Below are 13,151 nucleotides of genomic sequence, written 5' to 3'. Positions count from 1 at the left end.
TTTCCATTCTTTATGTGGAACCTACAGGGGATAATAGATAAGATAGTCAATGAATACAAAAGTTCAATACGATAAAATGACAAAAAGAATTTTCTTTTATACATTCGGATGTAAAGTAAATCAAGTAGAAATAGACAACCTGAAGGAAGAAGCTTTAAATTCAGGGTATACCGTATCAGAGGATCTAAAACACACCGATATAGTTGTTATCAACTCATGCACCGTAACCGATAAAGCAGATAAAAAATTCCACAGCTTAATTCGTAAAATTAAGAAGAATCAACCTGATGTTACCATTGTCACCACCGGCTGCCTGCCGGAGATTGAAAACAATCTCGAAGATTCAGACATAATAGTTCCCAATAAACATAAGGAAGATCTTTTTCAATATATCGGTAACGAAGGCAGTGGGGAAAATGCTAAAAACACGATAATTAAAAATAAAGGTACAGCAGGCTCAGCCGGCAAAACCAGAGCATTTATAAAAATACAGGATGGGTGTGACTCTTATTGTTCATACTGTATAATCCCTTTTGCCAGAGGAAACTTAAAAAGCAGAGATCCTAAGAGTATAAAAGCCGAATTCGAAGAAAAACTAAAAGAGGGCTACAGAGAAGTAGTGCTTGTGGGAATTCACATAGGCAATTACGGAAAAGATGCACATGTCAGTTTTTCTGAACTGGTTGAAGAGCTGGTTCAGCTGCAGGGAGACTTTCGTATCCGGCTATCATCAATCGAGGTGACTGAAATTGACGATAAACTCATAAATCTTTTTGAAAAATATCCGCGCAAAATTTGCCGCCATCTTCACATACCAATACAATCCGCAACAGATAAAATTTTATATCTTATGAACAGAAAGTATACCGTTAGCGAATTTAGCCAGACTATTAAAAAAATACGCAGCAGACTGCAAGATGTAAATATCGGAACCGATGTGATAGTGGGCTTTCCTTCCGAAACGAAAGAAGATTTTGATAACACTGTTTATAATCTTTATCACATGAATTTCGGCTATATCCATGTTTTCCCTTATTCAGAAAGAAAAGGAACAAAGGCCGCCGGGATGAAAGATGTAGTACCCCCAAAAATAAGAAAAGAAAGAGCAAAATTTTTAAGAGATGTAAGTGAAGATTTGAAATTTTCATATTCAAAAAAATATTTTGGCAAAAAAGTACGTGTACTTGTTGAATCTGACGGGAAAGGTTTGACAGACAGTTATTTGACAGTTAATTTGTTGAATTATGCTGAAAAAAATACGTTTGTTCATGCGCATATTATCGGCATTAATATAGACGGATCTTTAATGGGGAAGGTAATTGATGACCAATAAAATAGTTGTTGTGGGCGGAGTTGCTGCCGGGGCAACAGCAGCGGCAAAAGCCAGGCGTACCGATGAAAATGCTGAAATTACATTAATTGAGAAGGGAGAATATATCTCCTACGCCAACTGCGGTCTCCCTTATCATCTCGGAGGTTTAATTCCCCAAAGAGATAAACTACTTTTACATACACCGGAATCTTTCGGACAGCGTTTTAATGTAAAGGTTTTGGTAAATACCGAAGCTGTTCAAATAGACACCACCAGAAAGCAAATAAAAACCCTTTCTCATGGAAAGCCGGACTATATAGATTACGACAGGCTGATTCTGGCAAACGGCGCTGAACCAGTAATCCCTCCGGTAAAAGGTTTGAATGAATCGGATTTTTTTATGCTCCGTACAGTTACACAAATGGATAATATAATTGAAAATATTAAAGCATATAATCCCAACAAGGCAGTCATAATAGGCGGCGGTTATATCGGAGTGGAAACAGCCGAAGCACTAAAAAACTGTAACCTTGATGTAACTGTCATCGAAGCCCTCCCTCATATTCTGCCCGGCTTTGAACCTGAAACTGCCTTAAAAATATCTGAAACAATGAAAACTTCAGGCATTAACATTGTCTCAGGAAGAAAGGCAACTGAGTGTATTAAAAATGACAATAAGCAGCTAATAAAGCTGGATGACGGCACAAAGATTGAAACAGATCTTTTGATCGTCTCCACAGGTGTAAAGCCCGACACCAAGCTTGCAGCGACCGCAGGGATAGAAATCGGATCACTGGGTGGTATAATAGTCAACGAAAAAATGGAAACATCAATACAGGATATTTATGCTGCCGGTGATGTGGTGGAAAAGAAAAATATCATTACGGGTAAAAACTGCCTTCTTCCTCTGGCAGTACCGGCAAACAAAGAGGGCAGGACAGCCGGATGCAATGCGGCCGGCGGAGATCTGAAATTTAGCGGTGTTATCGGTACAAGTGTCGTAAGTTTCGAAAATGCATGTGTGGCCAGAACAGGCTTGACTTATGAAGGGGCAAAACAGCACGGCTTCAACCCTGATTATATTTATGTTGAAAACAGTGATCACGCCGAATATTACCCGAACCCAAAATTTATTTTTCTAAAACTTATTTTTGACAAAGATTCCGGTAAAATTTTAGGGGCATCTGCTTCAGGAACTGAAGGTGTAACAAGGCGAATAGACATAATCTCAACGGCGATTTATGCCGGTCTTAAAGTGACTGATCTGGAACAGCTTGAGTTCTGTTACTCTCCCCCCCACGGAGCAGCAAAAGATATAATAAACTTATCCGGCTATGTCGCTTCAAATGAAGTAAGAGGAACCGGATACGGTATATCACCGCAAAAATTTTTGGCAACTTACAAAAATAAAGAAGACATTACTGAAATACTTGATGTGAGAACTCCTGCAGAATACAGGCAGTATCACCATGAGAAAGCTGAGAACATCCCTCTTAAAAATTTGAGGGAGGGTTTGAAAAATCTGGACAAAACAAAAGTTATATATGTATATTGTGCTGTGGGTTTCAGAGGTTATATTGCTGCAAAAATCTTACGTTATTACGGATTTGAAGCGTATAATATACTGGGTGGACTGGAAGCATTAAAGCGATTTAAAAAGTTATGATAAACCGGAGGAAAAGATGAATATTGTTTTAAAAACAGAATTCACCGATCTCGATCTTGCAGCAAGGGGTAAAGTACGCGACATCTACGATTTGGGCGATAAACTGTTAATAGTTACTACAGACAGGATTTCGGCGTTTGACGTAATACTTCCCACGGGGATTCCCCAAAAAGGGTATGTCTTGACTCAGCTTTCCAAATTCTGGTTTGAGCAGACAAAATCAATCGTTAAAAATCATCTTATAACCACAGATGTTAATGAAATGCCCGAAGAATGCCGGCAATATTCCGATATTCTAAACGGACGAAGCATGTTGGTGGAGAAAGCCGATCCGTTTCCGGTGGAATGCGTAGTCAGAGGTTATATAACAGGCTCCGGATGGAAAGATTATCTGAAAACCGGAAAAGTCTGCGGAATCAAACTGCCCGGCAATCTCAAAGAATCCCAGAAGCTTGAGCCTCCTATATTCACTCCTGCAACAAAAGCGGAAATCGGCGATCACGACGAAAATATAAGTTTTGATAAAATGATAGAAATAGTGGGTAAAGATAATGCTGAGAAGCTGAAGGAATTGACAATATCCATCTATGAATTTGCAAGAGATCTCGCCCTTAAAAAAGGAATTATAATTGCGGATACAAAGTTGGAATTTGGTGTTAAAAACGGTGACATTATACTTATAGATGAGGTGTTAACCCCGGATTCTTCCAGATTCTGGTACGAAAGAGAATATGAAGTGGGTAAACCGCAAAACAGCATGGATAAACAATTTGTACGCAACTATCTTGAAACGCTCGATTGGGATAAAAAGGCACCGGGACCGGAACTGCCTCAGGATGTTGTCAATAAAACTTCTGAAAAGTATATGGAAATTTTAAACATTTTTAACAAGTAAAGAGGTTTTGTGTTTTAGTATGCTTGAGATGGCGGGGGAGTTAAAAATGGCTCAGATCATATACAAACTACCCCACTTATCCATCTCTCCACTTGACTATCTCTATGCATTTTTACTAACAACCTTCACATCCAGATTCCTGCCGCTGCCGATCAAAATTTTAATAAAGACAAAATACAATACGAGAAACCCAAGAGAGATAACAGCCGTATAAATATCCTTATCAAAAAACGCTGTGCTTATCCCTGCCACAACAAGAAGCAGTATAATGGGAATAACATAAACCACCATTACAGATTTAAAAAGACTTTTGGCAGAAATGGCAATAACCACTTCATCACCAACTTCCGCATTTACACTGTTATAAAGCACAAAGTACTTCTTGTTTGAAAGCTCATCACCACCGCAGCAGCTGCTTGCAATCGAGCAGGAAGCACATGCATTCATTGGAACAACTTCAACTTTTATGAAGTTTTTTCCCTGTTTTTCGACAACTTTAGCTATGTGAGTGTAGCTGTTTGACATAAATTTTGTCTCCTATCAGCTTATCGACAGCAAACCGGCTATGATACACCTCGAATATTATAGTAGGTTGTTTGCGTCTGACAATCACTTCCACTCCCGGCAATATACCCATGGAACAAAGCTTACGCAATATTGACGGGTCATCTTTATCTATACCTTCTACAATATATTTTTCACCAATCACAGCTTCAATAAGTTTTATTCTGCCGGAATAAGCAGAAGTTTCTGAGCTGGATTGCCCTAATCTCTTTCTCATTCTTTTTCTCACGCCATCCCCCAGAATAATAAAATTTGATTAAGAATTATCCCAACTAAAAATGCGAAGGGAACAACAGCCAAAAATATCAAAACTGCAGTTTTAGTCCCCCTCTCCTTGATCATAACGGAAAACTGTGCAATGCACGGTACAAACAGAGTCAAGATTACCGTAGCCACAACCAGCTCTCTCAATGTCATTACATCAGTCAGATCATACATCCCGGCTGCCCCGAAATCTCTCCTGAAAAAACCGTATAAAAATATTTCGCCCATTTTATCCGGAAGTCCTGCCCAGTTTGCCGGATAAGCAAGTAGTCCCGTCAGCAGTTCGAAAATTTTGGTTATTTTACCCACCCAAATCAGAATACTGGCGTAAACAAAAATGGGGATAACTTCCAAAGCATACCATTTAAGCCTGTTAAAAGTTTTTGCCAGAACATTACCGATTTTCGGCCATCTTATAGGGGGGATCTCCATAAAAAATGTGGCAGGCTCTCCTTTGGTGTATCTATTGAGAACAAATCCTGCAAGTGTAAAAATGATGAGTATTGTAAAAAACCAGATAGACAGAGCTGTAAAAGACACACCCAGAATACCCAGTATTACACCGAGCTGAGCAGAACACGGTATGGTCAGAGCCAGCAGAAAAGTAACAACAAAACGCTCCCTTTTTGTCTCCAGTGTTCTGGTAACAATTGTAGCCATTGTACCGCATCCCAAGCCCAGAATAAGGGGGATCACAGAGCGGCCTGAAAGACCTATCTTCTTAAACATTTTGTCCAGAGACATGGACAATCTTACAAGATAACCTGAATCCTCTATAACAGAGAAAAGCAGGAAAAACGTTGACACAACAGGCAAAACAATAGCGATTGCGTACCTGAGTCCCAAAGTAATAATGCCGTATTCACCGGCAAATAGATTAAAAAATACAGTATCACCCAGGATACTTCGAAAGAAATTATTTACGGAAGGGTTTATGTAATTCTCGAAAATGTTGACCTCAATCAAATCCACAAGAAAACCCGCTCCGAATTGACCGACAAACTTATAAAACCCATAATAAAGAATTATTGCGACGATAAAAAGGCTGAATATAGGGTGAAACGTTACTTTATCCACAAACCCCTGAAAAGAATTTTTCTGCTTCTTTGTGCTTTTTTTTATATGCTCTTTTATGATTGATGATGCCAGATTATGCAAAACATGTGAAACAGATAAGCTTGCTTCTGCAGCCGCCCCTTCTTCAGCAATTTTACTTATTTCATTAAATTGCGGTTCATTCTTAATATATGTCAGGGTGTCTCTGTCATTCTGTAAAACCAGAAGCGCTATACTTCTTTTCGAAATTGAGTAATCACCTTTTATAAGTGACTGTACATCCGAAATTTTTTCTTCCAGGCTTTTACCGTAATTAACATTCAGCTTCTCATAAGCATGCCGTCCTTCTGCAACACTTGTTATCCGTGAAATAAGATTGCTAACTCCCTGACCCTTAATTGCCACAGTCTCAACAACCGGTATCCCCAAATCATGCTCAAGGTGGGAAATTTGAATATCCATACCTCGGTTTTTCAGCTCGTCAAACATATTCAACACAAGTATCACGGGCAGACCGGCCTCTATCAGCTGCAATGTCAGAGGAAGCATTCTTTCAATATTTTTTGCATCAACCACATGGACAACAGCATCCGGGTTTTCATCCAGAATTATCTGCTTTGTGACCTTTTCCTCTTCGGTTATCGTCATCATATTGTAAAAACCCGGTGTGTCTATAATCTCAACTTCATGGTGTTCACCGATACTCATTTTTCCTGAAGTTATACTCACAGTTGTTCCGGGATAATTCGAAACAGAAGCATATTTGCCTGTAAGCTGATAAAAGAGGGCACTCTTGCCCACATTGGGGTTGCCCACAAGCAGAGTTTTATATTTATTTTTATGTGTCATTTTTTCTCCCTTTCTATTTTTACTGACACAAAAGAAAGTTAGAGTTTCCTAACAAATTTGTCAATATTATTTTTAATCCCTCCCTCAAAAAAGCAGTAATGCGTGCGTGATGCGTTAATGCGTCATGGATGAAACATAAGACGTAATAAGGGGAATTATAGGTAGCTAAAAGTATTTGATGTTGTTTAGGTATCAACCGTTTTACTAATAACAAATCAAATTTCGCACTTCGTTTTGTCTAGCATTTGTTTCTAGCGAATATATAGAATGTTAAACATATTTACCAGTTTAAAAGACTGGTGCTAGCCATAGGCATCCTTGCGAAACCCTGTGGAAACAGGGTTGTGGCAATCTCAAAACAAGAAAAGTAAAGAGATTGCTTCGTCGTTTTCACTCCTCGCAAAGACGTGAAAACAGTGCAAATGGAAAACCTGAATAACAAATATACTAATATACAAATACACTGTTCAATCAATAGACCACTTCACCATTTCACCATCCCCCTTCCTCACTATCTCCCCATTTCATTATTTCAGCAACAACGCCCCGCTATAGCAATATTTTAAAAAAATGGGAGGGTGGCAATTTATTTGCTGGTATCACCCCAAAAATTATATAAAAATATTGTTTTACATATACTTAGCTAACATTACCCTTATTTCAATGTGATTTGCACAAATGAAGCAGCCGATGTCTGAGAAACGTACTGCCGGTTAGCGGTCACACCCTGTGTTGGAATGTAAAGTGGATAAATATTTGCAAATAAAAACAATTATGAGAGGAGGGTGTAGACGGTTAGCGGCAGTAGTTTCGAGTTTCGGCTGTGAAATGCGTGCAAATTACATTGAAAAATATTCTTGCTGCAAAAAATGGGGTGACGCTAGAAATTTATTTAATATTGACAAATATAAAAATAAGAATTACAGATTTTAAACAAAGTTGATTTGAATTCAGAAAAGTGTTATATTTTAATATCATCGGAAAAAGAGGAGAATCTTATGCCGTATAAAACAAATGTAAAGCCGGTTCAATCGGTACATCATGCTTTGGAGCTTTTTGAAGTGTTCAGAACTGCGGAGAAAAAGGAAGAGTTCGGTGTTACAGAGCTCAGTAAAACATTGGGACTTCATAAAAATAACGTTTTTCGTCTGCTTGCAACACTGGAATCAAGAGGTTACATAGAACAGAATATGAACACCGAGAACTACAGACTCGGTATAGGCATATTTAACCTGGGTCAGAAATTTATCAATAAACTGGGAATCCTCAAACTAGCCAAGCCTTTTATGGAAAAAATTGTTGAGCAGGTAAACGAGTCGGTTTACATAGGTATTCTCAGAGAAGGAAGCGTAATATACCTTGACATAGTTGAAGCTCCTCAAACAGTTAGAATTGTTTCACGTGTAGGCAGGGATGTTCCCGCTTACTGTACGGCAATTGGCAAAGCACAACTGGCATATGCCTCTGAAGAGGAACTGAATAAAATATATATGGGTGCCCGCCTTAGACGTTATACTGATAAAACGATTACATCACTCCCGGCTTTGAAAAAGCATCTCAGAGAGGTTGGAGAGAAAGATTACGCAATAGATGATGAAGAGTTTGAGGAGCGTGTCAGGTGTATAGCCATACCTATAAAAGATTATCTGGGTGTTCCTGTTTCTGCTCTGAGTGTGAGCGGGCCGGCCTGCAGAATGAGTGATGAAAAGATGACAGAGGAAATTCTTCCCGTTTTAAAAAAGTATTCGAGGGAAATCTCAAAAAGATTGGGTTTTCAGGGCTGAGCAAATAACTTTTTCATTTGCGGCAATTCCTGCACAAATGAAATCCCTGCCGCTCCGTAGAACCCCATATCCTTTACTTTAGAGATATTGGAGGAGTTTATACCTCCCAAAGCATAAATTTTTTTGTTAATTCCCGTTATGTCTATATTTTTCAGCGGTGCCACAGGATAATTTTTTTTCGTATAAAAAAGAGGGCTCAGAGTATAATAGTCAGCTTCAGTTTTATGTATTTCCTGTTTACTATGGGCGGAATAGCCTACTTTTAAATCAGGAAATGACAGTTTAATTTCTTGAGGTGGCGGACTGCCGGCATTGAGATGAACCCCCTCAAAAGAACAAACATGAGCAATATCAGCTCTCTCCGATAGAATCAAATGGGTTTGGGGAACCAGCTTCCTGATCTTGTATGCTGTATTAAAAACAAACCTGCCACTTTTGCCTTTAATACGCAGCCAGATACATACATCAAATTTTGCTGCATATAGGGCGGTTTCAAATAAAGTGTCCTTAAAAGTATCAAAATCCAAAACAACAATTATTTTTTTCATAAATATTTGTCAAAAATTCTGTTAAAAGCCGACCTTACGGTTTTCCGCACTGTTTCATACTCTTTCATCAATTTCTCTCCTCCGCTGTCTTTGAAGCCGAAAAAAAGGCTTATATGCTCCAACACGTCCTTTTCTTTGGGCAGACGAGAAGCCGAAGTATTTTGATAAGCTCTAATAAGGTTCTCAAGATTTCTATAGAAGAGATAACTGTTGTGAAGGGCATAATAATCGCGCCCTTTAAGGATACCACTCGATTTCAGTGCATGCAGAACATTGTGGGTACTCGTCTGCCTCAGATTTTCATATCTGTATCCGTAAACCAGCTGCAGCATCTGTACGGCAAACTCAATGTCAATGATTCCTCCGTAACCGGCTTTTATATTATTTTTATTCAGGGGAATGCCCTTTTCTTTCTCTATACGCTTTCTCATATCATAGATTTCTCTAACTTCATCATTACTTATTGCCTTTCTAAAAAGAACATCTTTCTTCACATCTTCAAAATGTTCTTTCAAAGAATTTTTTGTATAATAAAAGGCACTTCCTCTCAGCATAGCCTGCTTTTCCCATGTCATCGCCTTTCTTTTCTGATAATCTTCAAAGGAAGCTATAGATGTGACCAGTGTTCCGCTGGCACCGCTGGGGCGAAGTCTCATATCTATTTTGTAGAGCTGGCCGAAAACAGTTATGGTGGATAAAAAAGAAATCACTTTCTGGACAAGTTTTGAATAATAAACCTTATTGCTGATATTGTTGGAAGAGGACGTCTCTCCATCGTCTTCATAAAGGACTATCATATCAAGGTCTGTTCCCAGACTCATTTCCTCACTGCCGAGCTTCCCCATCCCTATTACTGTGTAACCGCAGTCTTCTTCCTCCGAATTTTTGGGTCTGCCGAATCTTTTGGAAAGCCTTCCTTCTTCTCTTATAAAAGCCAGCTTTACAGTTGCTTTTGCCAGCTTGCTGAGGGATCTGTTAAACTGTATAACATTGATATCTTTATTAATATATGCATAGCTGATGTTAAACAACAACTCCTGATGCTTTTTTCTGATAATGTCATATTCATATTCCTCATCATCCTCTACATTCCTGATGGATTTATACAATGTTTCGAATAATTCGTTTTCTTTGTAAGAAGGATTCTTCGGATCATAAATATAATCAAGGATGTTGCTGTTCTTAATGATAATATTTGAAAGATAGGGGCTGATTGAAAAGATTGTAGTAATTTTGCTTAAAATCTTAGGCATTTCACAAAATATATCAAAGAAAAAGTGGATGGTGTTATTCGTGGAAAAAAATTTTTCAAAATATCCGAGTGTATTTAAAGGATTCTGGGTTGTTTTAACCTCGTTTATAACCATACTGAGAAGCCTTGCCAGAATCTGGGTTTCTGAAGCGCTGCGTGGGCGCGATTTTCTGCCGCTGACAATTTTGGCAAGTATCCCGGCACACTCTTGGGCATCCTTTATCCCTATGCTTTCAAGATATTCAGCAATATCTTCATTCCCCATTTCCTCATCAAAAACTATCGATACAGGATTTACTTCATTCTCTTTAAGAATATCATTGAAAATACGGTTAACGCTGCCCGTATAGTAGTTATAGTCTTTTAAAAAATGCTCTTTATCTGTATACCCGGAGCGCTCAAGAAATTTATCGAATCCTTGGGAATTAATAGGTACTCTGTGCGTCTGCAGCCCCTTTTCAATCTGAGCCATATGCTCCAGCTTTCTCAAAAAAGTATATGATTCGCTCAGAGAATCAGCTTCCTTTTTATCAAGCAGATTATATTCATTAAGAGCTTGAATAGCTTCAAGACTGTTACGTCTGTAGACATCCGGGTATTTGGAGTAGTTAAGTATCTGAAGCACCTGAATGATAAATTCAATCTCCCTTATGCCTCCCTTACCCAGTTTGACATTCATATGATCTTTTTTATATTTTACACGCTCATTAATCTTTGACTTTATTCTCGACAGCTCATCAATCAGCTTGTAATCGATACTCTTCTTAAAAACAAAAGGTTTCACCACCTCAAAAAATCTTGTTCCAAGCTCCAGATTACCGGCTACCGGCAACGACTTAAGAAGCATCATCCTTTCCCAGCTCTGTCCGTAAGATTCGTAATACAGTTCGTAGCTTCTCAAAGGCAGAGCAATGGCTCCTTTATCCCCGTCCGGCCTGAGCCTTAAATCCACACGGTAAACTATTCCGTCTTCTGTGTTTTCCGAAATATAATATTTTATTTTTTCAGCCAGTTTCACAAAAAACACATGATTTTCCAGGCTCCCTTTACTGCCGCCTGATGTACTTCCCTTCTCCGTTTCATAAACGAACATTATATCCACATCTGAAGAAAAATTAAGCTCCCAGCCTCCCAGTTTGCCAAGTCCTATAACACAAAAAGCGCATTCTTTATTACTCTCGGTAAGAGGTATTCCATACAGACGGGTTAAATCTTTGTAAGACTTTTTATAGGCTGCTTCCAAAGCGGCCGAAGCGAAAGAGGATATGTTTGCCGTTATATCCTTAACGCCTGCTTTTTCAATCAAATCTTTATACGCTATCAATAAATACTCGCGCATCCTCATAATTCTTAGGCTTTTCAGAAAATCTGATTCTCTGTCTGAATAGGTCAACAAGTCTTCATTACTTTTAAATATTGTCTTCACACTGCGTTCGGAATAGAGATTATTATACAAATAATCGATTATCGTCGGGTGATTGAGCAGAAATTTGGCAATTAACTCTGAGTGCCTGCAAAGATATTCAAGATTTTCGCACTCTTTGGGGCCTAAACTTCGTTTAATCTCATCGGTAAATACTGCACTTGTATCCATAACCCATTATAAAGAAATTGGTACTGATTATAAAGTAAAAGATATACATATTTTTATATTCGTTTTATAATGGTATTGTTTGGTTTCTTAAATAAAATTACAGAATTAAAATTTGCCTGTAATTCGTATAGGAGTAAAAGTTATCGCAGCTGAAACGATTGAATACAAAATCGACAAAAAAGACCGAATAAATTATATCGATCAGGCATGGATAAGGTTTGCACGCTTAAATGACTGCGGCATAAAGTGTAAGAAAGAATTCGTTTATGGAATGCACATATTTGACTGTATCTGTGACCCTGAGACAAGGTTTCTCTATCAGACTATTATCGAAACTGTGAGAAATTCAGGCAAGTCTGTTAAATTTCCTTTCCGTTGTGACTCCCCCGCAGAAAGAAGATTTCTTGAAATGGAAATCTCCCCTTTAAACTATGGAGAAATTCTTTTTAAAAGTTATACATTAAAGACAGAGAAACGTTGTAAAGTAAACATATTAGCGAAAAACAAAGAAGGTTCTGAGTTAATCACAGTATGCAGCATGTGCAAAAAAATCAAAACTGACAAAAACACCTGGAGTGAGGTTGAAGATGCACTAAAAAAACTGGAACTGTTTTTAAAAACAAAACTTCCCCAACTGACACACGGGTTATGTCCATCATGTTACCGCCGCATGATGGATGAAATTGACAAAATCAAATAATCTCCACCCCTTGTTCTTTCAGCATATCTTCAACGTATTCAATAGAAATGGCATAGGAAAAACTTGACCCCGGCAAATCTTCTTCTCTCATGAATTTAGGTGCTGCTTCAAATGGATCAAACTGTCCTGCCACAACACCGATAACCCGGCCTTCTTCAACGTCAATGAGCTGTCCGCCTCTGGTGCCTAAATGTATCATCGAGTTAAACAGAAAAATATTCGTTCCGTTTTTTGTTTTCATTTTTGCTGATACAATTGCTGATTGAATAGCCTGGTTAAACACATGATGAAAACCAAAAGGGTAGCCCACACATGACACATAGTGACCGATATGAACATTATCCGGTACACCGATAAGATGGTCAGGCATTTCAATCTTTATCTCCGTATCAATTTTCAAAAGGGCAAGATCTCTGTCATGATCAATTTCAACCACATTAACAGGTATCGGTGTATGCTCCTCATTGGACACATGATGAAAATCATCCCCGGATGCACCTGTAATTACAAGAAGATTCTGCTGTGTGTAAAGCAGATGTGCAGAGGTTACCAGGTAACCTTCATTGTGAACTATAAAGGCTGAACCCATGAAAACCACGCTGTCTCCCTCTCTGGCAAATAGTTTCAGGCAGCCGTATCTATAGCGTAAAAAAGTCTCCCTAAACAT

Annotated in this window: 11 protein-coding genes; 5 read left to right on the top strand and 6 right to left on the bottom strand. The window is 38.5% G+C overall.

Going from position 1 to position 13,151, the window contains the following annotated elements; genetic code table 11:
* The first annotated feature begins 49 nt into the window (after window positions 1-49).
* The 3 genes from mtaB to UMU13_RS01270 are packed head-to-tail and all read left to right on the top strand — an operon-like array spanning window position 50 to window position 3,873.
* Window positions 50-1,333, top strand: a complete 1,284-nt coding sequence (gene mtaB / locus UMU13_RS01280; RefSeq protein ID WP_328216526.1) for a tRNA (N(6)-L-threonylcarbamoyladenosine(37)-C(2))-methylthiotransferase MtaB — start codon at window positions 50-52, stop codon at window positions 1,331-1,333.
* Window positions 1,323-2,978, top strand: a complete 1,656-nt coding sequence (locus tag UMU13_RS01275; protein ID WP_328216524.1) for an FAD-dependent oxidoreductase — start codon at window positions 1,323-1,325, stop codon at window positions 2,976-2,978. Before mtaB ends, UMU13_RS01275 begins: the two co-directional genes overlap by 11 nt.
* Before the next feature lie 16 nt (window positions 2,979-2,994).
* Complete coding sequence (locus tag UMU13_RS01270; RefSeq protein ID WP_328216522.1) at window positions 2,995-3,873, top strand: phosphoribosylaminoimidazolesuccinocarboxamide synthase; 879 nt, start codon at window positions 2,995-2,997, stop codon at window positions 3,871-3,873.
* Window positions 3,874-3,975: 102 nt separating this feature from the next.
* Here UMU13_RS01270 and UMU13_RS01265 read toward each other — a convergent pair whose 3' ends face one another.
* Genes UMU13_RS01265 through feoB form a run of 3 tightly spaced genes read right to left on the bottom strand, consistent with a single transcriptional unit; the run spans window position 3,976 to window position 6,606 of the window.
* Complete coding sequence (locus tag UMU13_RS01265) at window positions 3,976-4,398, bottom strand: SoxR reducing system RseC family protein (protein ID WP_328216520.1); 423 nt, start codon at window positions 4,396-4,398, stop codon at window positions 3,976-3,978.
* Window positions 4,370-4,666 (bottom strand): FeoA family protein, encoded by a 297-nt coding sequence (locus UMU13_RS01260; protein WP_328216519.1) that lies wholly within the window; start codon window positions 4,664-4,666, stop codon window positions 4,370-4,372. The genes UMU13_RS01265 and UMU13_RS01260 overlap by 29 nt, the downstream gene beginning before the upstream one ends.
* A complete protein-coding gene (feoB, locus tag UMU13_RS01255; protein ID WP_328216518.1) occupies window positions 4,663-6,606 on the bottom strand; it encodes a ferrous iron transport protein B in 1,944 nt (647 codons plus the stop codon). Before feoB ends, UMU13_RS01260 begins: the two co-directional genes overlap by 4 nt.
* Window positions 6,607-7,604: 998 nt before the next feature.
* Between feoB and UMU13_RS01250 the strand changes: the two genes are divergently transcribed.
* Window positions 7,605-8,390: an IclR family transcriptional regulator gene (locus tag UMU13_RS01250; protein WP_328216517.1), complete on the top strand. Its 786-nt coding sequence runs from the start codon at window positions 7,605-7,607 to the stop codon at window positions 8,388-8,390.
* Here UMU13_RS01250 and UMU13_RS01245 read toward each other — a convergent pair.
* Both UMU13_RS01245 and glnE read right to left on the bottom strand, forming a co-directional pair.
* A complete protein-coding gene (locus tag UMU13_RS01245) occupies window positions 8,381-8,938 on the bottom strand; it encodes a thiamine phosphate synthase (RefSeq protein ID WP_328216515.1) in 558 nt (185 codons plus the stop codon). The two genes, UMU13_RS01250 and UMU13_RS01245, sit on opposite strands and share 10 nt — an antisense overlap.
* Entirely contained in the window at window positions 8,935-11,784 is a 2,850-nt protein-coding gene (gene glnE / locus UMU13_RS01240) for a bifunctional [glutamate--ammonia ligase]-adenylyl-L-tyrosine phosphorylase/[glutamate--ammonia-ligase] adenylyltransferase (RefSeq protein ID WP_328216514.1), read from the bottom strand. Before glnE ends, UMU13_RS01245 begins: the two co-directional genes overlap by 4 nt.
* 112 nt (window positions 11,785-11,896) lie before the next feature.
* Between glnE and UMU13_RS01235 the strand changes: the two genes are divergently transcribed.
* Window positions 11,897-12,484, top strand: coding sequence for a hypothetical protein (locus tag UMU13_RS01235; RefSeq protein WP_328216511.1), 588 nt, complete (start codon window positions 11,897-11,899; stop codon window positions 12,482-12,484).
* Here UMU13_RS01235 and UMU13_RS01230 read toward each other — a convergent pair.
* Complete coding sequence (locus UMU13_RS01230) at window positions 12,477-13,151, bottom strand: S1 family peptidase (protein ID WP_328216508.1); 675 nt, start codon at window positions 13,149-13,151, stop codon at window positions 12,477-12,479. The genes UMU13_RS01235 and UMU13_RS01230 overlap by 8 nt on opposite strands.

This window comes from Flexistipes sp. (genome assembly GCF_036172515.1).
In the GTDB taxonomy this organism is placed as follows: Bacteria; Chrysiogenota; Deferribacteres; order Deferribacterales; family Flexistipitaceae; genus Flexistipes.
The sequence above is the reverse complement of the archived record's forward strand: the minus strand, read 5'-3'. Positions and strand labels throughout refer to the sequence as shown.